The 24,650-nt window shown below is 31.5% G+C and carries 25 protein-coding genes and 1 pseudogene; 6 read left to right on the top strand and 20 right to left on the bottom strand.

The features are described 5' to 3' along the window. Positions 1-634: 634 nt before the first annotated feature. Together IF125_RS11350 and IF125_RS14355 are read left to right on the top strand one after the other, a co-directional pair. A complete protein-coding gene (locus IF125_RS11350; RefSeq protein WP_188318992.1) occupies positions 635-1,006 on the top strand; it encodes an Mpo1-like protein in 372 nt (123 codons plus the stop codon). Beyond that, the gene (locus tag IF125_RS14355; protein ID WP_210766877.1) at positions 943-1,107 is read left to right on the top strand and encodes an Mpo1-like protein; all 165 of its coding nucleotides are present in this window, start codon (positions 943-945) and stop codon (positions 1,105-1,107) included. The genes IF125_RS11350 and IF125_RS14355 overlap by 64 nt, the downstream gene beginning before the upstream one ends. Before the next feature lie 156 nt (positions 1,108-1,263). Here IF125_RS14355 and purB read toward each other — a convergent pair whose 3' ends face one another. From purB to IF125_RS11335, 3 genes are read right to left on the bottom strand one after another with little or no spacing between them, the layout of a single operon-like run. Next, positions 1,264-2,691 carry an adenylosuccinate lyase gene (purB, locus tag IF125_RS11345; protein ID WP_225542570.1) on the bottom strand — a complete coding sequence of 476 codons (1,428 nt, stop codon included), beginning with the start codon at positions 2,689-2,691 and terminating at the stop codon, positions 1,264-1,266. Positions 2,692-2,713: 22 nt separating this feature from the next. Further along, a complete protein-coding gene (locus IF125_RS11340; protein ID WP_225542569.1) occupies positions 2,714-3,568 on the bottom strand; it encodes a fructosamine kinase family protein in 855 nt (284 codons plus the stop codon). A 58-nt stretch (positions 3,569-3,626) separates the two neighbouring features. Continuing rightward, a complete protein-coding gene (locus tag IF125_RS11335) occupies positions 3,627-4,913 on the bottom strand; it encodes an adenylosuccinate synthase (protein ID WP_225542568.1) in 1,287 nt (428 codons plus the stop codon). A 230-nt stretch (positions 4,914-5,143) separates the two neighbouring features. Between IF125_RS11335 and IF125_RS11330 the strand changes: the two genes are divergently transcribed. Beyond that, a complete protein-coding gene (locus IF125_RS11330) occupies positions 5,144-5,833 on the top strand; it encodes a DsbA family oxidoreductase (RefSeq protein WP_225542567.1) in 690 nt (229 codons plus the stop codon). 131 nt (positions 5,834-5,964) lie between these two features. Here the strand turns inward: IF125_RS11330 and IF125_RS11325 are convergent, their stop codons facing one another. The 7 genes from IF125_RS11325 to IF125_RS11295 form a co-directional block, all read right to left on the bottom strand. Beyond that, a complete protein-coding gene (locus IF125_RS11325; protein ID WP_225542566.1) occupies positions 5,965-6,180 on the bottom strand; it encodes an N-acetylmuramoyl-L-alanine amidase in 216 nt (71 codons plus the stop codon). A gap of 119 nt (positions 6,181-6,299) precedes the next feature. After that, positions 6,300-6,917, bottom strand: a complete 618-nt coding sequence (locus IF125_RS11320; RefSeq protein WP_225542564.1) for an N-acetylmuramoyl-L-alanine amidase family protein — start codon at positions 6,915-6,917, stop codon at positions 6,300-6,302. Positions 6,918-6,995: 78 nt separating this feature from the next. Next, the gene (locus tag IF125_RS11315) at positions 6,996-8,324 is read right to left on the bottom strand and encodes a DUF58 domain-containing protein (RefSeq protein WP_225542562.1); all 1,329 of its coding nucleotides are present in this window, start codon (positions 8,322-8,324) and stop codon (positions 6,996-6,998) included. Beyond that, positions 8,324-9,313: an AAA family ATPase gene (locus tag IF125_RS11310; RefSeq protein ID WP_225542560.1), complete on the bottom strand. Its 990-nt coding sequence runs from the start codon at positions 9,311-9,313 to the stop codon at positions 8,324-8,326. Before IF125_RS11310 ends, IF125_RS11315 begins: the two co-directional genes overlap by 1 nt. Continuing rightward, positions 9,313-10,545, bottom strand: coding sequence for a hypothetical protein (locus IF125_RS11305; protein WP_171621615.1), 1,233 nt, complete (start codon positions 10,543-10,545; stop codon positions 9,313-9,315). The genes IF125_RS11310 and IF125_RS11305 overlap by 1 nt, the downstream gene beginning before the upstream one ends. Further along, positions 10,542-11,204 (bottom strand): hypothetical protein, encoded by a 663-nt coding sequence (locus IF125_RS11300; RefSeq protein ID WP_225542559.1) that lies wholly within the window; start codon positions 11,202-11,204, stop codon positions 10,542-10,544. The genes IF125_RS11305 and IF125_RS11300 overlap by 4 nt, the downstream gene beginning before the upstream one ends. Then, complete coding sequence (locus IF125_RS11295; protein WP_225542557.1) at positions 11,191-12,186, bottom strand: stage II sporulation protein M; 996 nt, start codon at positions 12,184-12,186, stop codon at positions 11,191-11,193. The genes IF125_RS11300 and IF125_RS11295 overlap by 14 nt, the downstream gene beginning before the upstream one ends. Before the next feature lie 29 nt (positions 12,187-12,215). Between IF125_RS11295 and IF125_RS11290 the strand changes: the two genes are divergently transcribed. Further along, entirely contained in the window at positions 12,216-12,938 is a 723-nt protein-coding gene (locus IF125_RS11290) for an RDD family protein (RefSeq protein WP_225540089.1), read from the top strand. 29 nt (positions 12,939-12,967) lie between these two features. Beyond that, positions 12,968-13,339: a YchJ family protein gene (locus tag IF125_RS11285; protein ID WP_225542555.1), complete on the top strand. Its 372-nt coding sequence runs from the start codon at positions 12,968-12,970 to the stop codon at positions 13,337-13,339. Between the two features lie 31 nt (positions 13,340-13,370). Here IF125_RS11285 and IF125_RS11280 read toward each other — a convergent pair whose 3' ends face one another. The 10 genes and pseudogenes from IF125_RS11280 to IF125_RS11240 all read right to left on the bottom strand — a co-directional run bounded on the left by IF125_RS11280 (position 13,371) and on the right by IF125_RS11240 (position 23,491). After that, positions 13,371-13,937: a hypothetical protein gene (locus IF125_RS11280; protein WP_171621620.1), complete on the bottom strand. Its 567-nt coding sequence runs from the start codon at positions 13,935-13,937 to the stop codon at positions 13,371-13,373. A gap of 14 nt (positions 13,938-13,951) precedes the next feature. Then, the gene (locus tag IF125_RS11275; protein WP_225542554.1) at positions 13,952-15,583 is read right to left on the bottom strand and encodes an ABC-F family ATP-binding cassette domain-containing protein; all 1,632 of its coding nucleotides are present in this window, start codon (positions 15,581-15,583) and stop codon (positions 13,952-13,954) included. A 133-nt stretch (positions 15,584-15,716) separates the two neighbouring features. Further along, positions 15,717-16,010: a T9SS type A sorting domain-containing protein gene (locus IF125_RS14265; RefSeq protein WP_262903676.1), complete on the bottom strand. Its 294-nt coding sequence runs from the start codon at positions 16,008-16,010 to the stop codon at positions 15,717-15,719. Between the two features lie 60 nt (positions 16,011-16,070). After that, positions 16,071-16,931 (bottom strand): annotated as a pseudogene (locus IF125_RS11270) (M36 family metallopeptidase); the annotation flags it as partial. Positions 16,932-16,997: 66 nt separating this feature from the next. Further along, positions 16,998-18,188: a M36 family metallopeptidase gene (locus IF125_RS11265; protein WP_225542553.1), complete on the bottom strand. Its 1,191-nt coding sequence runs from the start codon at positions 18,186-18,188 to the stop codon at positions 16,998-17,000. Between the two features lie 306 nt (positions 18,189-18,494). Continuing rightward, positions 18,495-19,376 (bottom strand): Ppx/GppA phosphatase family protein, encoded by an 882-nt coding sequence (locus IF125_RS11260; RefSeq protein WP_171621623.1) that lies wholly within the window; start codon positions 19,374-19,376, stop codon positions 18,495-18,497. Further along, on the bottom strand, positions 19,366-21,432 hold the full coding sequence (gene ppk1, locus IF125_RS11255) for a polyphosphate kinase 1 (RefSeq protein ID WP_225540077.1): 2,067 nt from the start codon (positions 21,430-21,432) through the stop codon (positions 19,366-19,368). The genes IF125_RS11260 and ppk1 overlap by 11 nt, the downstream gene beginning before the upstream one ends. Then, on the bottom strand, positions 21,429-21,914 hold the full coding sequence (locus IF125_RS11250) for a SixA phosphatase family protein (protein WP_171621625.1): 486 nt from the start codon (positions 21,912-21,914) through the stop codon (positions 21,429-21,431). The genes ppk1 and IF125_RS11250 overlap by 4 nt, the downstream gene beginning before the upstream one ends. An 89-nt stretch (positions 21,915-22,003) precedes the next feature. After that, positions 22,004-22,435: an acyl-CoA thioesterase gene (locus IF125_RS11245; protein WP_171621626.1), complete on the bottom strand. Its 432-nt coding sequence runs from the start codon at positions 22,433-22,435 to the stop codon at positions 22,004-22,006. An 18-nt stretch (positions 22,436-22,453) separates the two neighbouring features. Then, positions 22,454-23,491, bottom strand: coding sequence for an AI-2E family transporter (locus IF125_RS11240; protein ID WP_225542551.1), 1,038 nt, complete (start codon positions 23,489-23,491; stop codon positions 22,454-22,456). Positions 23,492-23,607: 116 nt separating this feature from the next. On the opposite strand from IF125_RS11240, the gene IF125_RS11235 reads away from it, so the two are divergent. Further along, positions 23,608-24,627, top strand: a complete 1,020-nt coding sequence (locus IF125_RS11235) for an isoaspartyl peptidase/L-asparaginase family protein (protein ID WP_225542550.1) — start codon at positions 23,608-23,610, stop codon at positions 24,625-24,627. Positions 24,628-24,650: the final 23 nt, after the last annotated feature.

Here is a 24,650-nt window from a genome sequence, read left to right as displayed (position 1 = left end):
TATGGAAAAATAAATAAACCGAATACAAGTGAATTTCCAACATTTCAGCAAGATAATTGTAGTAATAATCAGTGGAAATCATTAGTTTTGAATGTAGCTAGTTAAGGGAAGATTACAATGTTTTATCTAGTTATTCTATTTTGTTGGAAATAAAGATTCTATTTTCTGTAGTTCTCATTTATTAACTTTATGATTAATTCAAAAATTTTATAACAAAAAAACGGGATTCCAATAATACCAATTATCCAACCTAATAGTGGAGTGTATTTTCTTGAATCATTAAATAGATGGTTAAATGGTAGCATTGCATAGCAAAGAATAATGAAAATGAAATAGCCTATTATCCTTGCAATATTTTTAGTTTTATCACTATATAAATTATTGTTTAGAATGTAAACTACTACAGCTCCACCACCAAAAAAGAATAGAGTTAAAAGTGCTATTATAGTTGTTTGCTTTTCTTTCGATACAATTAATAAAAAAAAAGAAATAATTACAAATAGAATACTGATTAAGTAATAGATTTTTTTATTTTTTATAATCATTTTGATAAATACTAATTTTGAATACAGTGAGTAAAGATAAGTTTATAATTTCTGATTTAAAGTTTAATTATCAACCAAAATCAACCAAAATGAGAAAAATAGAACAACTTTTTAGTGAATATGGTGAGAGTCATCAAAATGCTACAAACAAATTGATTCATTGGATTTGTGTTCCACTCATCTTTTGGACGATTCTTGACTTTATTTCCTACATTCCAACGCCGCATTTTTATATTCCAGCTTTTGGTTATATAAGTATAGCTTCAATTATTGCGTTGATAATTGTTTCAAAATTTTATTTCAGACTTTCGTTTGTCGTTGGTTTTATCATGATTTTTGTGATGTTGATAATGGAGTTTTTTATTTCACAATGCAATCTTCAATTTGGTATTAAATCTTGGACAGTTTACTTGGTAGTTTTAACTTTACATGGATTCAGAAATTCGTTGGTCACAAAATAGAAGGGAAGAAGCCAAGTTTTCTCAAAGACTTACAATTTTTGTTGGTTGGCCCAATTTGGTTATTAGGTTTTATTCTTCGTAAGATAGGAGTTAAATATTAAGATTTTTCATCTAAAGACGAAAGAGATTATAACGACAAGTTTGCCTAAGAAAGGGCTAACTTGCGGTTATATATTTGAAAAGCAAAAAGTTTAAACTAAAAAATGCTTCCAATAAATAGGAAGCATTTTTCGTTTCATGTGTTGTTTTAAGCGTGTTTACACTTTCAGGTCTGTATGAGCGCCCAAAAGTGCTTTATTTTCTTCGATTATAGGATCAACCAAATCTTTTAAGAATTCTTCTGTCTGTTCAGATGCAAATCCTGTAAAGTTCTTCGGATCTAATAATTCGACTAATTTATCTTTATCAATTTTTACGTTATCATCAGCAATAATACGCTCAATCAAATCGTTTGATTTTCCTTCCATTTTCACTTGTCTTGCAGCTTCCATAGAATGCGTACGGATGATTTCGTGTAATTCTTGACGGTCTCCACCATTTTTAACCCCTTCCATAATGATATATTCGGTTGCCATAAATGGTAATTCTTCCGCAATATGCTTCTCGATGATTTTAGGATAAACGACTAAACCATCTAAAATATTGTTCCAAATGATTAAAATTGCATCAATCGCTAAGAAAGCTTGAGGAACGGCTAAACGTTTGTTTGCAGAATCGTCTAATGTTCTTTCGAACCATTGTGTTGAGGCAACCATTGCAGGAGAACTTGCCAAAGACATCACGTATTTCGCTAATGAAGCGATACGCTCAGAACGCATTGGGTTGCGTTTGTATGCCATTGCAGAAGATCCAATTTGGTTTTTCTCGAAAGGTTCTTCAATTTCTTTTAAGTTTTGTAATAAACGTAAGTCGTTTGTGAATTTATGTGCAGATTGTGCAATGTTTGATAATAATTCTAATGCTTGTGCATCAATTTTACGATCGTAGGTTTGTCCTGAAACGGCAAAAACATTATTGAATCCGAAACGTTCAGATAATTTTTTGTCTAATGTTTTTACTTTTTGGTAATCTCCGTCAAATAATTCTTTGAAAGAAGCCGCTGTTCCAGTTGTTCCTTTTACTCCGCGGAAACGTAAAGTATCGATTCTGAATTCTAATTCTTCTAAGTCTAATAAAACAGATTGTAACCAAAGTGTTGCACGTTTACCAACTGTTGTTAATTGTGCTGGTTGAAAATGTGTAAATCCTAATGTTGGTAAATCTTTGTATTGACGCGCAAATTTTGCTAAACCATCAATTACATTGATTAATTGTCCTTTGATGTGTTGAAAACCATCACGGATTTGAATCAAGTCTGTATTATCGCCAACAAAAGCAGAAGTTGCACCTAAGTGAATAATTGCTTTTGCGCTTGGTGCAACGTCTCCGTAAGCGTGTACGTGAGCCATTACATCGTGGCGAAATTTCTTTTCGTAAGCTGTTGCAACATCATAATCAATGTTTGTTGCATTGTCTTTTAACGCTTGAATTTGTTCATCTGTAATATCTAATCCAAGTTCTTTTTCAATTTCTGCTAAAGCAATCCAAAGCTGTCTCCATGTTGTAAATTTTTTCTCAGGAGAAAAGATGTATAGCATTTCGTCGCTACAATATCTCGATTCTAACGGATTTTGATACTTGTTCATTGTATTGTTGTTTGTTTTGTTTTTAAAATTTCTTCAAAATGGTTTGTACGTCTTTCACATAATATCCTTCGAAAAGATAAGCGTGAATCAACAATGGAAATAATTGCGCAATCGGTAAACGTTCTTCGTAATTGGCTTCGACCGGATGACTTTCTTGATAAGCATCGAAAAAAGCATCGTCAAATCCACCAAAAAGTTTTGCTATAGCAATGTCCATTTCGCGATGTCCATAGTAAATAGCAGGGTCTATAATTGTAAATTCATCGTTTGAATTCGCTAAAATATTTCCGTTCCAAAAATCACCATGAATTAACGCTGGTTTTTCTTCGGGGAATATAGAATTCAATTGTTTACATAAATTTTCTGCTGATTTTAGTTGTTTTGAAGTGATTAATTGTTTGTTTTGCAACAATTTTATCATGGGTAAGATTCGATTGTTTGCGTAAAAATCACTCCAAGTTGTTGTAAAACTATTCGGTTGCACTACAATTGCGATATAATTGTCTTCTGTCCAACCAAATTGTTTGTTTGTTTTTTGATGAAGTTTAGCTAAGTTTCTTCCTAAGTTTTCCCAATTAACAACAGTTGGAGTAGAGGATTCTATCCATTCTAACACTAAATATTGAAAATCTTTTCCAGCTTCACCAACATCGATCACCTTCGGAACTGAAAATGTCTTTGTTTTTTTGATGGCTTCTAAAGCTCGCGCTTCTTTTTTGAAAAGTTGTGGGAAGTTATTAGCAGAATTAACCTTTAAAAAATATTTTTTATCAAACGACTCTAATCGAAAGGCATCGTTAATATCACCACCTTTTATCGGGACGATAGAATCTATGCCTAAATTCAATTGTTTTAATCGTTCTAAAATTTCATTCATAAAAATATCTCATAAAGTTATAGCCTAACAATAACGTCAGGCTATATTATAAATTATATTAAAATAAAGTTGTTCTAATAATGTTTTGAGAGCGCTCTGGACCAACCGAAACTAAATAAACTTCGATTCCTAAGTATTTCTCAATGTAGTGGATGTAATCTTGCGCAGTTTGCGGTAATTCGTCGAAAGTTTTTACGTTTGTAATATCTTCTTTCCATCCAGGTAATTCGTCGTATTGAGCTTCGTAATTAGCCAATTTAGTTGTAGAAGAAGTGAAATAATCGATGATTTTTCCATCTTCAGTTTTGTAACCTGTACAAACTTTAACGGTATCAATATTAGACATTACATCTAATTTAGTGATTACTAAATGTGTAATTCCATTAATCATACAAGCGTGTTTTAACGCCACTAAATCTAACCATCCTGTACGACGTGGACGACCTGTAGATGCTCCGAATTCGTGACCAACTTGACGGATTTTTTCTCCTAATTCGTTGTCCAACTCTGTTGGGAAAGGTCCGTTACCAACACGTGTACAATATGCTTTAGAAACTCCGATCAAATTTTTTAGTTTTGTAGGAGGAACTCCAGCACCAACACAAACTCCACCAGTTGTTGGAGAAGATGATGTAACGAAAGGATATGTACCAAAATCGATGTCTAACATCAAGGCTTGTGCACCTTCGAATAAAACGTTTTTACCTTCGTCAATTGCTTGGTTAATTTCTAACTCAGTATCAATAATACGTTCTTTTAAACGCTCTCCGTAAGTCACGTATTTTTCGTAGATTTCTTCAAAAGCTAAAGGCTCTTTTTCGAATAATTTTTCGAATAAAGCATTTTTAACAATTAAATTTTCTTTGATTTTTTCTTTTAAAATATCTGGATTTAATAAATCAATAGCACGAATACCAACACGAGCAACTTTATCCTCATAACAAGGTCCAATTCCGCGTTTTGTTGTACCAATTTGATCTTTTCCGGCAAATTCTTCACGATATTCATCTAACAAAATATGATAAGGCATAATAATATGCGCTCTTCTTGAGATAAATACATGATCTGTAGATAAACCTCTTGCTTCTAATTTTTCGATTTCAGTGAAAAAAGCTGCAGGATCTACTACGACACCATTCGCAATAATACATTTTCCTTTGCATTGTAAAACTCCAGAAGGTAATAAGTGTAATACAAATTTATCATCACCTACATATACTGTATGACCAGCGTTGTTACCACCTTGGTAGCGTACAACATAATCTGCTTTTTCAGCAAGAACATCTGTAATTTTTCCTTTTCCCTCGTCACCCCATTGAAGACCGACTACTACGTGTGTTGACATATGTTTGTTCGTTATTTGTTTTTGGAAATAAAAATGAAACAATTCATTTTATCTTGGTTCACTGCAAAGGTAATTTAAACCTTTTCTTAAACAAATTTTAAACTCGATTTAGCACTATTATTTTTCAAGATTTTGTTAATAATTTTTGAAGATGAAATTTACTTAAAAATAACCGAATCCATTTAAATAAAAAGCGTAATTTTACAAACTTTTACACCAAAAATTTCCATATGAAAATTGAAATCTGGTCGGATGTCATGTGTCCGTTCTGTTACATCGGAAAAAAACATTTTGAACAAGCTTTAACCCAAATTCCTTATCAAGATAAAATTGAGGTGGAATGGAAAAGTTATCAGTTAAATCCTGATTTATCTAAAACTGAAATTACATCTGTTGATGAATACTTAATTCAAGCAAAAGGAATTTCGCAAGAACAAGTTTCTGCGATGCATAATCAGTTAGCTGAAATGGGAAAACCTGTAGAAATCGACTTTCAACAACAAAACTCTAAGGTTGTGAATACAGGAGATGCTCATCGTTTAATTCATTTTGCGCAAGCAAATGGAAAAGGTTCGGAAGCAGAAGAAAGACTTTTTAAAGCGTATTTTACTGAAGGTAAAAATGTTGCTGATTATGAAGTTTTGGCTGAATTGGCTGAAGAAATTGGTTTAAATAAAACCGAAGTTCTTGAAATGCTAAATTCTGATGCAAATGTTTTTGAAGTTGCTTCTGATGTTTTGGATGCGCGTAATATTGGTGTTTCTGGCGTTCCGTTTTTTGTAATCGACCGTAAATATGCGATTTCTGGAGCGCAACCTGTCGAGTATTTTGTATCTGCCTTGACGCAGGCTTACGAAAAAGATCATTTGGATCAACCACAAAATGGAGCTTCTTGTGATGTAGACGGAAATTGTGATTAAACTTTTTTAAATAAAACAGAAAGGACTTCAATTGAAGTCCTTTTTTTTATATTGATTGGTAATTTTCTAAATATTGAACGATCTTTTCTGCTAATTGATTTTTATAAGTAGTGCTTTTTAATGTTTCGGCATCATGATTGCAAATCCAAAAAATCATTTTCAGTTCTCGTCAAAATCCCCTTGATATTTTTTTCTTTTGCTGATTCTTGAATTTTTTGTGCCAATTCTAACGAATATTCGCTTTCGGTGATAACGCTGTTTTTTGATCCAACATCATGTCCTCCATGACCAGCATCAATTACAAAAGTTTTAGAATTTTGCGCAAATAAAGCTGAAGTTGTGATCAAACCTGCAATCTCAAAAAAATAGATTTTCTTTTTTATCGAATAGTGTTTTAAATTATTTTGAAGATAATCAATTATTTATGAAACAAAAATCTAATTGGATATATCTCTTTTTTAAGATATTAATTCTTCAATGCTTCAAAAATTTTATCTGCGATTTTTGGATAATTTTCTTCGTTTGTCAATAGTTTTCGATCTTCAATGTTTGTCAAATATCCAATTTCGATCATCACAATAGGAACTTGAGAATCACGTAGTATTTTTGCATTAGACTCTACAATTCCAAGATTTTCGAAACCTAAATTGCTGATGTTATTTCCTATTTTTTCGCCAAGTATTTTAGATTCTTCGAAAGTAGGATTCAATGGAGAAAGATGAATTTCAGTTCCTTTTTTCGAATCTTTTACATTATAATTTGCGTGAAGAGACAAAACTAAATCTGGTTTGATTTCGTTAATTAATTTCGCTCGATTGGTATTGATAATTTGTTCGTCACCTTTGCGTAGCAAAACAAACTCAATATTTTCGAAAGGATTTTTTTCTTGTATTACCGTTGCAATTTTTAAGACAATATCTTTTTCTTGAAATTCTTCTCGTTTTACGCCTGTGTCAGTACCACCGTGACCTGCATCTAATAGAATAATACGTTTTGGTGAAGTTGTAGTTGAGTCAATAAAATTTGTTTGCGCAAAAAGACCTGTTGTTATCAACAAACAAATGATCTGAATTATTTTTTTCATGGTTGTTAAGCTTATTTTGATCAACTTTTAGCAAGAATTGTGCATATTTTTCTAAACACATAGTTAAAAAAACATTTTTTAAAATAATCCACGCGCTTTAATTTCTAAGTATTTATTGATAAGGTTAATAGATAATTCTTTTGGTTCGCAATAAATGGTTAAAATTCCGAATTGATGCAGACGGTTGATGATTAATTCTTTGTCGTAATTAAATTTTTCTGCAATCGTTTGATCATAAATATCTGTTGTTGTTTTCGCTTTTTGATGATTTAATTTCTTTAATTCCGAATTTTTGAACATAATCAAAACGACTACATGCGATTTTTTAATCAATTTCAGATAAGGTAATTGACGTTCTAAAGCGTCAATTGTTTCAAAATTGGTGTAAATAAATAGGAGTGAACGTTGCGTTAACTTTCGTTTAATATAAGCATACAATTGTCCAAAATCACTTTCCAAAAAATCGGTTTGTACATTGTATAATTTTTCCAAAATCAATTGCATTTGATGATTTTTTCGATCTGCAACGACATGATCTTGAATTTTTTTGTTGAAAGTAATTAACCCAGCTTTTTCATTTTTTTGGAGTGAAATATTTGCGATGACTAAACTCGAATTGATCGAGTAATCTACTAATTTTAAACCATCAAAAGGCATGCGCATTGTTCTTCCCAAATCGATTAACGAATAAACGGGTTGCGATTTTTCTTCTTGAAATTGGTTGACCATCAATCGATTTGCTTTCGCAGTAGCTTTCCAATTAATCAATCGGTATTCGTCACCAGTTGTATAATTTTTGATGTTTTCGAATTCTGTATTGGTTCCAATTTTTCGAATTTTTTTCATTCCAAATTGATTCTGAACTTGAGCAGGTGAATACAACTGAAATTGTTTGAATTGTAGATAGGAAGGATAACAAGCGATCGCTATTGGTTCGTTAACTTTTATCTTTTTCTCAATGAAACCAAAAATAGAAATAAAGACATTTGTACTTCCAAATTTATACGAACCTCTTTCTGTTGGACGAATTTTGAAATCAAATTTGGTGTTCTGACCACTTTTAAATCGTTTTTTCAATTCGAATTCTCTCAATTGCAACTGAAGTGGAAATTCTTCTATAATTCTCACATTTAACGAAAATTGATAATTATTTGTAACTGAAAGTTCTAATTCATTTTCATCTCCATTTGAAAATCGTTCCGGATATTTTCGACTAATTTCTAATGAATTTTTAGGAAGAAAAACCAAAAAAATTTCAAGGATAACGCTCACCATAAATAAGAGTGTTACCATTTTTGCCACCAAGAAAATAGGAGGTAAGAAAAAGGCAATCACATAACAAAATGCAACAAAAAATCCCGCATAAAAGAAGCGATTGGTAAGAAATAGGCTTTTGAAAAATTTCATTAACGAGGAATTTCTACACGATCAATAATTTGCTGAATGATATGTTCAGTTGTAAAACCTTCCATTTCTTTCTCAGGAACCATAACAACGCGATGCCCTAAAATTATATGTGCAATTTGTTTGATATCTTCTGGAATTACAAAATCACGTCCATTAACTGCTGCATTTGATTTAGCAGCATCTAAAATGGCAATAGAAGCACGAGGCGAAGCGCCCATGTATAATGTTTGATCGATTCTGGTTTGATGAACAATCGTTGCAATGTAGGTAATCAATGCATGGTGTACAAAAACAGATTTTATTCGATCTTGAAAATCAATGATTTCATTGCCAGTAATTACTTTTTCAATTAACGATTCTTTGTCAATATTTTTGCGTTCTTGTTGTTCTTTTAATAATTCAATTTCACTTTCAAGTGAAGGATATTTAACATAAATTTTGAACATAAAACGATCCAATTGCGCTTCAGGTAATCGATAAGTTCCTTCTTGTTCGATTGGATTTTGTGTTGCAAAAACTAAAAAAGGTGCTTGTAATGGGTAAGTTATACCATCTACAGTGACTTGTCTTTCTGACATCGATTCGAATAAAGCGGCTTGCGTTTTTGCAGGAGAACGGTTGATTTCATCAATTAAGATAATATTCGAAAAAATAGGACCTTGTTTGAATTCAAATTCATTGATTTTTGAGTTAAGGATAGACGTTCCAATCACATCAGAAGGCATTAAATCTGGTGTAAACTGAATTCTACTAAAACCAGAATCGATGGTTTTTGCCAATAATTTTGCCATCATTGTTTTGGCTACTCCAGGTAAACCTTCTATCAATGAATGTCCGTTCGATAATAAAGCCAAAATCAATTGATCAATCACATCGTCTTGTCCAACGATTACTTTTTTCAATTCATTTTTTACAGCTTGCATTTTATGTTGTACATCCGAAAAATCAATTCTATTTTCGAATGGTTGATAAGTATTTTCGTAGTTCATTAGATATTTGCTTTTTGTTTATAGTTTTCGATGATTTGATACACAACTTTCAGGTCGTGTTCATTCGGTTGATTTTTCTGGGAAATATTTTTTAGAATTGTAAAATTTTCAAGGCATTCCTCTTGACTTAAATTTGCTTTTTGTGCGACAAGTTCGATGAATTGTTTATTGGTAATATCATCTGTATCAATTAAAAATGTTTTTCTCAATTTATATAAAAAATAGTCAATTTTCTTTGAAATAATATCTTTTACTTCACCATTTTCTTGGTACAAAGAAGAAATTGTTTTGGCAAATTCCACGGTATGGTTTTCTTCTTTTGTGTAGATTGGAATAATACGTTGTTCGCGTTTACTTCTAAAAATAAGGAAGAGAAAAAGTAAAATCAATAAAGTTGTCCAAGCTGCTTTTAGTGCAGGTTCTGCCATAATAAATCGCATCATCGAAGAACTTCCTGCATAGGTTTTTGAGGTATTGTACCAAAAAATAGTTTTTCCATTTAAGGGTTCTAAAACCGATTTTGCATAAAAATAATTATCTTCATTCAGTAAATAATAATTCGAAAAGTAAAGAGGTTCAGCATGATATAAATAAAAACCTTTATAAGATTCAGGTTTTATTTTCAGGTAATTTGGATAAGTCTTATTTTCATACGTAATAGTTCCAATAACTTCAGAATCAGTTGTGATTTCACTAAAATAATGATGATCAACTTCTTTTTTCTTCTTTATTTTAAATGTTTTGTCCGTTTTAAGTTCAAAATCATTTTTAATGATTTGCGTTTTGTTGTATAGTAAATCTTCTTCGATAACAGTAGAATCCGCATATACAGTGTCAAAAACGATTGCATCATCCAAACCATTCGTATCGTCTCCAAAATTATCGTAATAATCTGCGATGAATACAATACCACCATTTCTGGCAATATTACTTAATAGATTTTTTGCAACAGTATCGAAATAAACTTCTGAGCCGATGACAACAACTGCATAATCTTTTGCCTTTTTAGGATCGATTTTTAGTTCAGATAGCTTTTCTAAATCATGTACTTTTCCTTTTGATAAATTACCAATTTCTTCGTGCATTACATATAATCCGTAAGGATCTTTACTGTTTTGAACAAGATTTACTTTCCACGATTTAGGTAAATCGTAGCGAAGTTTTTGCATTGAAAAAGCAATAAATCCAATCAATAAAACAACGCCAAATAGAATGCTTAATTTTTTCTTCATGAGGCTAAATATTGATTAAATTGATTAAAAATTGATTTGAATTCAGTGTATTTATTCGCATCTAATTGAAATTCTCCGAACCAAACTTGATTAAAAATTCTTGTATTTTGACTGAATGTACGTTGAGCTTTTTCGTCTTTAATTTGATTGATAAATTGTTGATTGGTTTTTTTAGGATTCCATTCAATCCAACCTTTTTTATCTAAATTTTGTAAGTTTTGATAATGTAAATAACGAATTGCTAAAGCATAATTTTCTTCATTTTCTGCTTTGTTGATTAACGAATCAAGGTTAACATTAACCAAATTCTCTTCTATAAGATCAAAATCAGATTCATCGTATAAATTTTTAGCATTTTTTTTCATGATTCCACCATTTTTGTAAACACGGAACGCTATGAAAATTAGGAATAAACCAATTGTGAAATAAAAAATTATTTCCCAAGGTAAGTAAGTTAGAAATTGCATGATTCCTTCGAATAATTTTGTAAAAAATCCAGGTTCAAATTCTTTTTCAGGTTTTGGAACATCATTATAATCAAAATCTTTTCCAGTATATTTTTCTTTAAATGCTTTAAATTCTGCAGTTTTTTCTTGTGCGAAAATGAAAAGTTGAACGAATAATAGTGAAATTGTCAAAAATAATTTAAACTGTTTCATTCGATTCCAAAATTTGATTAAACAATTTCGTTTTTTGTCTATTTTTTTGAATAGGAAAAATGATGTAATACCACACAATTAGACATAAAGAAAGCAGGATAACAGCAAGGCTAATAAAAATATTAACATCGTATAGACGTGTAATAAATCCTTCGATAAAACCAGCAAGAATAAACATTGGAACTGTACTTAAAAGAATCATAACAGCTTCTTTTGCTTTGATAATCAGCGATTTTTTTCGGGATAACGTTTTAGGAAACATAAATCCATTTCCTAACATAAGTCCACATGCTCCGGCGATAATAATCACAGAAATTTCGATTGTTCCATGCATCCAAATTGCTGTCATCGCTTTACCAAGAACACCTTCTTTGAAAAACATATAATGAAAAGCGCCTAACATAATTCCGTTCGAAAATAGAATATATCCTGAGCCAATACTGAAAAATAAACCTAAGGTAAAAGCTAAAAATGCAACACGAATATTGTTTATGGTAATTGCTAAAGAAGAACCTGTTTGGCTTCCCGATTTATAAATTGCTGCCGGATCACCTTTTTTGATGTTCATTAAGGTTTCGTCCACGTATTGATTTCCTAAAATTAAGCGTGTAAAATCGGGATCAAAATGTGAAGATAGAATTCCAATTAAAACTGCTAAAGCAAAGATCAGGAAAGAATATAACAACATTTTATGGTTTTTATACACCACATTTGGGACATCTTCTTTAAAAAATTGTACAAATTGATTGCTTGATGTTCGTTGATCTTTGTAAACTGATTGATGTGCAAACAAGGCTAATTCGTTCAAATAATCCTTCGTTTTACTTTTTGGATAATAAGTTTGAGCAAACGCCAAATCATTTGTAATTTCGATGTAATTTTTTGCTAAAACATCTGGATGAACTTCAATTTTATTTTTTAAATTATGTTCAATATCAGACCATTTAGCCTTATTTTTATCAATAAAATGCGCTTCTCTCATTGTAGAGTAGTTGTTAGTGAATCAAATATATGAATAAACTTTTAGTCAATACACCTCAAAACGTGCAAATCGCTTACAATATTGCACCTATCGGAAAACGATTGCTGGCGTATATTATCGATATGATTATTCGTATCATATTGGTGTATGCATTGGCTTATTTTTCTGATTTTATACCTAACAGAGATGAATGGTTTCTGATGGGGATTTATAGTGTGAATGGATTTATATTTTTGCTGTATCCATTGATTTTAGAGATTTTGATGAAAGGTCAAACGATTGGAAAATGGTTGATGAAAATTCGCGTGATTCGGATAGATGGAAATCGAGCGAATAATTTTGATTATTTTTTACGTTGGGTAATTGGTATAGTTGAGTTGTTTTTATTTGGTGGATTTATCGCGTTAATTGCAATGATTGTTAATAAAAAAGGTCAACGTTTAGGCGATATTGTGGCGAATACTTGTTTAATTGATTTGAACCCGAAATTAGATTTGTCTCAAACTATTTTTGCCGAAGTTTCAGAATCGTATAAGATTCGTTTTCCAGAGGTTTATCGTTTATCGGATCGTGATATTAATATTGTAAAAGAAAATTTTACATCTGCTTTGGAGAATAATAATTATGATATTCTACTAAAATTAACTCGAAAATTAGAGGAAATCATGGAAGTAAAAAGTGATGGTTTAGGAAATATTGATTTTATACAAGTTGTGATTCAAGATCATTATCATTACCACAAAGACAAGTAAACAGTATCTTTGCACAAAATTTAGAAGAAATGAATTGTCCTTGTTGTTCAGGAAAAGAATATAAAAACTGTTGCGAACCGTTTCATTTAAACAATGATGTTCCAAAAACGCCAGAGGAATTGATGCGTTCTCGTTATTCAGCTTTTTCAAAAGTTTTGCCTAAATATTTGGTTGATACGACACACGAATCTACCCGAAAAAATAATGATTTTAGTGATATCGAAGATTGGGCAAAATCAAATAAATGGTTGAAGTTAGAAATTGTTTTTGCAAATGCCGATAAAGTTCGTTTTAGAGCTTATTATCAAGATAAACAAGGGGAAATCTATGAGCATGACGAGCTTTCTACATTTGTGCAAGAAAATGGCAAATGGTTTTATGTAGATGGAGAGTTTTATTAAATAATAAAGCCTCTGATAAAGAGGCTTTAAGTTATAGTGTTGAGTTGTTATAACGTGTTAAAATATCCAATAAATCAATATCATCCATGCGTTGATTTTCAATTTCCTTTAATAATTCAGGATGGTCTGCAATCGCTTTATTAAGTTGGTTTTTACGATGATTAAACATGCCCAAAGGAAAAACTTCATTTTTTTCATTAACTAAATAATCATGGTAGCTTATCGAGCCATCCATCGGATGTTGAGAAATTCTTTGATACCATTTTATTTTTCCATCATAAACTAAAACTTTCAATTGATTTCCATCGTTTACATAAGTCACTTTACGATCATATAAGTTAGTGAAAGATAAAGATTTGATATCTTTTGCTTTAATTTTTGCTGTTTTCTTCTTGTTGTCATCAACTAAGATGGATTTTTTATAAAAACTGGCATCGTTAATAAGTTTTTTATTAAATAGATTGACAATTACCATCATTTTTGATTGGATTGTATCATTATTCATCTTCACTAATTCTACATCTACATACCTTTTTTGAGCGTAAGTAAAGCTTGAAATAATCAAGAATAATACAGCAAATAGTTTTTGTTTATTCATATTTTGAAAAGTGTTTATTTTTCTATTTCATTCAATGTTTCCATTTTTTTTGTAGCCAAGAAGCCTTTAATATCTTCAAAATGTTCTTTGACGCGTTTATTTCCAAATTCGAACACTTTTTCTGCTAAACCATCTAAGAAATCACGATCGTGAGAAACTAAAATTACGGTTCCTTCAAACTCTCTCAATGCATCTTTGATGATATCTTTTGTTTTCATATCCAAGTGATTAGTTGGCTCATCTAAAATTAACACATTATAAGGTTCTAATAATAATTTTACCATTGCCAAACGTGTTTTTTCTCCACCTGACAAAACTTTTACTTTTTTATCAATATCATCGCCTTTGAACATAAATGCACCCAAAATACTTTTTATTTGTGTTCTGATATCACCTTCTGCAATACGATCAACAGTTTCGAAAATAGTCAAATCTTCGTCCAACAAAGCCGCTTGGTTTTGAGCAAAATATCCAATTTGAGCATTGTGACCAATTTCTAATTTTCCATTATAATCAATCTCGCCCATAATCGCTTTAATCATTGTCGATTTTCCTTCTCCATTTTTTCCAACCAAAGCAACTTTTTGACCACGTTCAATCACCATATTCGCATCATTAAAGACAATATGATCATCGTAGGATTTGTCTAAATTTTCGACAATAACAGGATATTGACCAGAACGTGCAGCGGGTGGAAATTTCAATTTTAATGCAGAAGTATCCAATTCATCGATTTCAATAATATCTAATTTTTCTAACATACGAACACGGGATTGCACTTGTTCTGTTTTAGAAAATGTACCACGAAAACGTTCGATAAATGCTTTATTTTCAGCAATAAATTTTTGTTGTTCATCATATGCTTTTTGCTGATGGATTCTACGATCTTGACGCAGAACCAAATAGTCGGTGTATTTTGCTTTATAGTCATAAATGCGGCCCATCGTTACTTCAATTGTTCGATTGGTAATATTGTCAATAAATGCGCGGTCATGCGAAATAACCATGACAGCTTTGGCTTGATTTTTTAAGAAATCTTCTAACCATTGAATTGATTCGATATCTAAGTGGTTTGTTGGCTCATCCAATAAAATTAAATCGGGCTTGCGTAAAAGAATTTTAGCCAATTCAATTCGCATACGCCATCCTCCAGAAAACTCGGAAGTTGATCGATCGAGGTCTTCTTGCGAAAATCCCATTCCTTTCAAAACTTTTTCTACTTCGGCTTCGTAATTAACTTCTTCTATCGAATAAAATTTTTCGCTGACTTCTGTCATACGCTCGATTAATTTCATGTACTCATCACTTTCGTAATCAGTTCTTACAGTTAATTGCTCATTGATTTCATCAATTTCATTTTTCATCGAAAGATATTCAGCAAACGCTTTTGACGTTTCTTCGCGAACTGTACAATTGTCTTCAGTAAGCAAATGTTGAGGTAAATAAGCGATGATTGCATCTTTTGGCGCTGAAATATTCCCTAAAGAAGGCTTGTTGAGACCTGCAATGATTTTTAGTAAAGTAGATTTACCTGCTCCGTTTTTGCCCATCAAGGCAATTTTGTCATTTTCATTTATCACAAAACTAACTCCACTAAATAACGTTGTAGAACCGAATTGAACGGCAATATCATTAACTGTAATCATATATTTTATCGAATAATTGCGGCAAAGATAATTGAAATGATTCTGTATTTCTTACAGAATTTACAATGTAGATTTAATAAAAAATCCGAGAAAGTAAAATTTCTCGGATTTATATTTAATTTGAAAATCGAAATTAGTTTTTGATTAATTTCTTTGTAACTGTTCCGTTACTTATTTCAAATTTTAAGATGTAAACATCTTTTGGTAAATTTTCGGTAGAAATACTTCCTTTTTGACCGTCAAATTTTACTGTTTTAGTTGAAACGACTTTTCCTGTCATATCAACAATATCAACTTTGATATCATTTTTGATAGATTTATCTGTAATATAAACGATATCTTTAGCAGGGTTAGGATATATTTGGAATGTAGATTCTTTGATATCAGACGTAGATAATTTACTTTCTAATACATCTGCAGGAGGCATATCAAAAGCTTCTGTACCATCAATTCTACTATTTGCACTTCCTTGTTTTGCGCTGTAACCTAAACCACGATTAGCGAATGCTTCCCAAATATCACACTTGTTAGCACCTTCAAATAATTGCTCATCTGCTTTTAAGATTGCATCACGACTATCAACAAAACCTGGAGCACAAGGTTGTAGTTTTAGTCCTGTCATTACTAAATGTATAGTCATGTTGTTACCTGCTTTTCCGTTATACATATCTGGAGAGAAGTTATATTTGTTTACCATTTTCCAGTTTAAATCACAAAGCATAGATGCCCAAACATAACCTGTATTATGAGGTGAGTCGCCATTTCCAAAGCTTATTAATAAACCGTATCTGGCAGGATTAACAGTTTTATCAGTAGAATAGACTGTAGGACGAATACCAGCGCCTTCTGGAGATTGATTTGTAACAAAAGTACCAATTCCTCTTTTTGTTGTACTTGTATCTGTTGGTAATTGCGTAATCATTAATCCAAAGAAATTTGACCAACCTTCACCCATTTGTTCGAGGTTACTTAAACAGTTTGCGTTTGTGATTGGGCCTGTTAATCGATTAGAAATTCCATGTCCATATTCGTGAGCGATAATACCGTTGTCTAAACTTCCGTCAATATAAGAATCTTCACCTTTTACAAGCGAATCATTCACAACCGTTTTATTTTCTAATTCTTTTATAATAGCGTCACAGTCTGCTTTGCTAATAGAAATTGCAGGAATTGTAATTGTGGTATAGCTACCTGACATATTAATCATTCCAGCGACATTATTTACAATAATAGCTCCTTTTGCTCCTGCGTTTTGTGCGGTTTTAACTTTTGATTCAAAAGAACAATCTCCACGATAAATGATATCAATTTTATCATTTACTTCTGCTGTGTTAGTAATTGTTCCACATCCATCGTACGGATTTCCAGTGGTTTCACTTTTTAAAAGTAAAGTCTTTTGTCAAAGCTGTAGAAGTCAAAGCTCCTCCCCAAGTAGGGATAGTTGCTTGATATCCACCTGCAATATTTTCGGGTGAATTGATAATAAGTGGTACTGTTTTTTTTTCCATAGATACATCGCCATTCTTGGAGATCTACCATCTGGCGGAGTAGCAAATGTAGCGTTGTTAATAGCTCCGATTGACAAACCTGTTTGTGCCAATGCAACAACATCATCATTTACTGTACCACCTTTGTCAAAGTTTTCTTTTTGAAAGTTTCCGTTAGCTTCTGTGAATCCATAGTTGTAGAAAATATCATGCATCATATTGTTCATATAGAACAAGTTTGTAGTTGCAGCTTCCCAATTTGTGTAAGGATGTTCAGTTAAATCCATAGGGAAATCGAGATTCAAATTATTTCCACCGTCAGCATAATCGGTATCTTTTAATGTGATTGTGTTGTATGCAGAATTATAAGTTTGATATCCTTTTGAATCGTGATCCCTTACAACTCTTACGTTATTACCTTCTGTTCTTGTTTTTATTGTTAAATCTGCGGTATTGTGCCAACCATTTGGAGATGCAACAGGATTAATTACAGATGAATTTGCAAATGATCTTCCTCCACGGTTAGGAGCTTCTAAAGGTAATTGGTAAACATTGTATTGAGGAGCAGCTGCATTATTAACGTCACTATATAACCAATCCCAATCTGCTTTATTGAATGTTGCTAAATTCTCATTATGAAAAGATCCATGGTCAAATCCACAACTTAATGTGTTGTTATGTTTTTCGATAATTTCGCCATTCATTGCATTGATGACAACATGAATGATATCGTTTTGGTTGTCTTTTACCAATTGATAACTAAATGTATAGCTTAAGATTGCTTGATTATCTTCATTAATGTAATAAACAAGTTCAGCAGACTCTTCATTATAGAAATAAATTCCTTCTTGAGTTGAGTTGGTATTAGATAAAACTTTTAAACCTTCAAATTGTGCGGCTTTGTTCAAAGCATCGTCCACACTAAGAGCAGGAGAAATGTTGGCATTATTTAAAGAAATATTAAAATTCTCTGATGAAGTTTTAGAGATGACTTGGTTTTTCTTAATAATATAAGTTGAGTAACTGTTATAAATCGGAATACCTTGATAAGTTCTTTTGCGTGTAAACTCGTTGTGTGGCGTTGTCATTAATTGTTTGAGCAAATTTGTACTCAACATTACCAGCTATTGCTTTCGTTTCGTAATTATCTACAATTTGCTCTGCCGTTTGGGCGTGCGCAGCCATAGATAAAACAAACGCTGAAAATAGCAGCGATTAATTTTTCTTCATTTCAATATTGTGTTAATTCGAAAACTAAATTAATGGTTAGATTTTGAAGAAAAAAGTTGCAAATTAAAAATAAAAGTAGTTAAATTATAAGGCAAAGCTCTTTGAGGAAGTCTGAATAATAAACTCATTTAATAGAGTTTTGTAGAAATAAAAAAGGTCAGAATTCGTTCTGACCAAAATTAAATAAGTTTTTATTATAAATTTTTATAAATTTCTCGAATAACTCCATCAGAAAGTCCAACTTTTGGAACATGTATTTTTTTTGCATGCGACCATTTTAGCACATTATTATATATTTCTAAAGCATATACAACAACATCTGCACGATCGGGTTTCATATTAAAGTTTTGCATTCGTTCTTCAGCGGTCATGCTTTGTAGGGTTTGGTAATGTTTTTTAACATAAGTACTGCTTAATGGCATTCCCAATTTTACTCCCGAATATTTGTACACATGGTTGATATTTCCTCCAGAACCAATTAATTCTATTTCATCATGTACAATGTTTTCTTGAATCCATTCTTTCATTTCTTCAAAAGTAGTTGGAGCAACTTTGTTTTCTAATAAACGAACAGTACCAACTTCAAATGATTTTGATGTAAAAACCTTGTTATCTTTTAATAAAGTTAATTCAGTACTACCACCACCAACATCCACATATAAATAGATTTTTTCATCTTTAATAAATGCACCTAATTCGGTATTAAAAAGTAATTCTGCTTCTGTTTTTCCATCAATAATTTCGATGTTAATGCCAGATTTTTTCATCACTTTTTTAACTACTTCATTGCCGTTTTTTGCTTCGCGCATAGCAGAAGTTGCATAAGCTTTATATATTTCTACATCATAAACTTTCATCATTAAGGCGTACGATAACATGGCATCACAAATACGTTCCACGTTATTTTCGCAAATTTGTCCATCAATAAAAACGTCATGTCCCAAACGAATTGGCATGCGGACAATACTCGTTTTATTAAAAATAGGTGCACGACCTTCTTCTTCATAAACATAATTAATCAACAACCGCATAGCGTTAGAACCTATATCAATTGCGCCTAATTTTCTAATCTTCATTTTCTTGTTCGTTTAATTCTTTTAAATATTCGTAGGTTGTGTATTGAGAGCGATTTGGTTTTTTATTATTTCGTTTATATTCTAACGATGATGCCGCTGTAATTTTACGGCCTTTTATATTATCTTCAAAGCTAAGGTTAAACGTATCCATGACTATTTTCTTGAATTTATGATCGTAAATTGGACAAGCCACTTCGACACGGTTATCTAAATTTCGTTCCATCATATCAGCCGAAGAAATATAAACTTTATCATCGCCTGCATTTTTGAACCAATAAATTCGTGGATGTTCCAAAAATTTATCAATTACACTTACACATTCGATATTTTCGGATAGATTTTTAACTCCTGGAATCAAACAATTAATTCCACGAACAACCAAACGTACTTTGACACCTTTCTGTGATGCTTTATATAATAAATCGATGATTTGTTTATCGCTTAAACTATTTAGTTTCATATTGATTTCGGCAGGTAAACCAGCCTGATGATTTTTAACTTCTCGCTTAATCATCTTCACAATTTTTTTGCGCGTTCCATAAGGTGAAACCAATAAATGATTGTAGGTTAAATTTAAATAGTTTGCTCCGAAAAATTTAAAAATCTGTTCTACATCTTTCGTGATTCCAGGATTTGTTGTGAAATATGTGTAATCCGTATAAATCTTTGCTGTTCCTGCATGAAAATTACCTGTGCTGATAAATACATATTTCTGAGCTAAACCATTATCAGGCTTACGTTCAATGTAACCAATTTTCGAATGTACTTTCAGTCCAGGAACTCCGAAAATAACATTAACACCAGCTTCCTGTAATTTCTTTGACCACATGGCGTTGTTTGATTCATCAAAACGTGCGCGAAGTTCTAAAACAGCAGTAACTTCTTTGCCATTCATTGCAGCGTTTATCAACGAATGCATCACTTGCGAATCTTTGGCAACGCGATAAATAGTGATTTTAATTTTTGTTACTTTAGGATCAATTGCGGCTTCTCTCAAAAATTTTAATAGCAACGAATAATCGTGATATGGTGCCATCATCATTTCTTCGTTTTCAGAAAAAGCCTGAAAATAACTGTTGTAGCTAAATGGTTTATTCTGAATAATTGGCTTGATTTTATCATAAATTAAACCCGAAATATCAAAGCTTGGAAAACTCATCAAATCGCGTTTGTTGTGGTATTTTCCTCCTGGATTGATACTGTCATATTCGTCAAGTCGTAATTTTTTCAAGAAAAATTTTAGTGTATCTGGCGCAATTTCGGCATCGTACACTAATCGAACAGGAACTCCTTTTTTACGATTTTCTAAACTGTTAATCACTTTTTCTAATAAACTATGTTCTAAGTCATTATCAAAATCGAGTTCACTGTCACGTGTAATTTTAATTGAATGTGCTTCGATAGATTCGAAATCAAACATCTTGAAAATATCTTTCAAATGATAACGAATAATATCTTCCAAGTACATCACATACGTATTTTCGTCAAACTTTGGAAGCACGATAAAGCGTGGAAATAAATGGGTTGGCACAATCAAAAGAGCATATTGAATTTTATCTTTTAATTGCATTTTGACAGCTAAATAAAACGATCCATCACGCAAAGGCGGTGCTTTTTTGATGTCGTCTAAAATAAATACACCAACAGTATGAATAAATTCGTTATAAAAATATTCGGAAATAAATTCTAAATAATTTTCTGGAATAGAAGTGTCATCAATTACAAAAATGTTGTGATTTTCTAATTCTTTGAACAATTGATTGTGTAAATCATCGTACTGAACACGCTGTTGACGAACAATTTCATTAATTTCGTCAATCAATTCTTCATCGGTTTGATCGGGTACAATATTTTGGTAAACAATTTCAACGTCTTTGAACTGTATTGAGCGCAAAATTGTTGAATAGCGAACAGAATAAAATTCGTCTAAATTATTAGAATAAATTCCCAAAAAACGAATTCGTTCTAACAATGGAACAGTTTCGTCAGAAGCTTCTTGCAACACACGTGCATTGAAAGAAAGCCAGCTGATTTCTCGGTTGATGTATTTTTTCATTTAATTTCTTTAGGTGTAATTATTTTCATGGTTTTACCTTTTGCAATCGTTTTCCAATTATCTGAATCGAATTGTATCCATACAAATCCAGATGTTGGGAGATTGTAAATCATTTCGTTTCCTAATTGATTTGTAATGTCGGTAAACGCAGGATTATGTCCAAAAATAAGAACATTTTGCAATTGATTGTCCAAATTTCTAATCCATTTATCTAATAAATAATGAGAAAATGTATATAAATCATCTTCGATATGAATTATTTGCGAGGGAAAAAGAATTGGTTTGACCAATTGAGAAGTTTCTTTAGCTCGAACGGCTTTGCTCGAAAATACTTGGTCAAAGTTTAGTTCAAAATTTTCGTTTAAATAGTGCGCAATTTTTTTCGTTTTCAATTCACCAATGTCAGTAATAGAACGGAATTGATCAGACACATTTTCGTTCCATTTACTTTTTGCATGACGCATTAAAAATAAATTTTTCATAACGCAATTAATTAAAAAAGAAACAGTAGTTAAATCTAATCATTATCTAACAAAAAGAATTATCTACTGTTAAAATTTTATTGATTTTTTTAAAGATTACCTTCGTAATTTTTAAAATCATTTTTTACCCAATCAGGTAATTCCATTGATTTTTTTGCTTCCATATCGTACATTACTTGTGTACTTTTTCCGGTACAATGAATCAAATCTTCCCCGTTTTCATTTTTACTTGTTACGATATATTCGAAATCAAAACTTTTATTTCCTAATTTCGATACACGAACGCCAATACGTGGTTCTAAAGCATTTGGACGCAATTCTATATGATAATTCGCTTCCATGTGAGCAATCACAAACATATGTCGTGTCCATTGCCACTTTTTGCTTGAAGCCTGCATATAATAGGCGCGACCAATTTGAAAATACTCGAAATAAAACACATTATTTACGTGACCAATTGGATCAAAATCACTCCAACGAGGTTCTAAGGGTTTAAAGAATTTAAAGTTTTCTAAGTTCATTTATTATTGGGTTTTGTATTAATTGTCTTCGGGATTTGGATCAATAAACTCGTATCGATACAATTTTACTAACCAAAAGAATACAGAAAATAAGATTGGTCCGAAAATAATTCCGATAAATCCGAAAAGATTTAAACCAACGATTACTCCAAAAATAGTAATTAATGGATGAACATCTGCCATCTTTTTTTGTAAAACTAAACGAATCAAATTGTCAGAAAGTCCTACCACTACAAAACAGTAAATCAATAATCCAATTGCGTGTCCTGTTTCTCCACTTGCAAGTAAAAATAAAGCTAAAGGAACGTAGATTAATGCAGCTCCTACGACGGGTAACATTGCAGCAAAAATGGTTAAAACAAACCAAGTAAATGCATCGTCTACACCAAATATTAAGTATCCAATGTAAGCAATTACGGCTTGTATAAACGCTGTCAAAGGCATTCCAATAGCGTTAGAAATTACCAAATCTTTTAAATCAGTATTCATTCGTTTAAGGTTGCTTGTTTTAAAAGGAATTGCCGAGTAAAACCAGTTTTCAAGTTTCTGATGATTCATTAACATAAAGTATAGAATAAGAAATGCAACACCTAATTGCACTGTCATACCCATAGAGGCATTCAGGGTTTTTTCTAATAATTTTCCACCGACTTGTGTAATTTTTTCAATATTTGTTGCGCTAAATACATCAATATGAAATTTTGTTTGTAACATTTCAATGATTTTATTGACATCTTTTTTAATTTGAACTGTATCATTTAATAAAACCATTACTTTATTCGTCAGCATTTGAATCAATAAATACAATGGACCAATAATTAAAATAGCACTACTAATCATTAGTAAAATTACACTTACTAATTTGTTCCATTTTTTTACTTTAACCAACCATTGTAAAGGATTCAGAAGAAGTACATACAAGCATAAAGCGCCAAGAAATCCAGGGAAAAAAGCCAAAAGATTTTTAGATATTAACCCAAAAACTAAAAGTATAACTGAAATAAATGCTAATTGTAATAAAATATTATTAGAAAGATAATGTTTTTGTGAGTTCATAGGTGACTTATTGCTTAATAATGGTTATTGATATTTTGTATGTATCAAAATCAATGCTAAAAATAGTTATTTTCTGTAAACTTTTTTATTTTTAAGCATTGAATAAAATTTTACACATGAAAAAAATAGTTGGTTTAATCTTGTCTGTTTTGACAATTTCTGTTTCTGCACAATCAAAACAAGACAAAGTTGTGTTAGTAATACATGGTGGAGCTGGAACAATTCTGAAAAAACATATGACAGCTGAAAAAGAAAAAGCTTACCGAGAAGCATTAACAGAATCTTTAACGAAAGGTTTTGAAGTTATAAAAAAAGGAGGAGAAAGTGAAGAAGCTGTTATAGAAGCCATAAAAGTGATGGAAGATTCGCCATTATTTAATGCAGGAAAAGGAGCGGTTTTTACACATGAAGGCAAGAATGAAATGGATGCTTCTTTGATGCTTGGACATACAATGCAAGCTGGTGCTGTGGCTGGAGTTACGACAATCAAAAATCCTATTACAGCAGCTAAAACAGTTTTACGAAATTCTGCACATGTGATGATGGTTGGAAAAGGAGCAGAAGAATTTGCTCAAAAGCAAGGCTTAGAATTGGTTGATCCAAGTTATTTCAAAACAAAAGAGCGTTGGAATTCTTTGCAAAAAGTAATCGAAAAAGATAAAGATAAAATGGAATTGGATCATGATGCCAAAACACAAGCTTATGTACCATTTAATTTTGTTGACGAAAAGTTTGGAACTGTTGGTGCAGTTGCATTAGATCAAAAAGGTCATATTGCTGCGGGAACTTCAACAGGAGGTATGACAAATAAACGTTTTGGTCGTGTTGGAGATTCTCCAATTATTGGTGCTGGAACCTATGCAAACAGTGAAGTTGGTATTTCGAGTACAGGTTGGGGCGAGTATTTTATAAAAGCTGTAGCAGCGTATGATGTGGCTGCATTAATGGAATATAAAAAACTTTCTTCCAAACAAGCAGGAGATAAGGTCATCAAAAAAATTGGTCAATTAGGTGGTGATGGAGGTATGATTATTTTAGATAAAAATGGTCAAGCAAGTTTTCCTTTTAATACCGCAGGCATGTATCGCGGAAGTATTACGCAATCGGGTAAGATAACTATCGAAATTTATCAATAAATTTGAAACTCATTTTTATAATT

This window comes from Empedobacter stercoris, from assembly GCF_020281205.1.
Taxonomy (GTDB): domain Bacteria; phylum Bacteroidota; class Bacteroidia; order Flavobacteriales; family Weeksellaceae; genus Empedobacter; species Empedobacter stercoris.
Note: the sequence above shows the minus strand (reverse complement) of the source record. Positions and strands in the feature narration are given on the sequence as shown.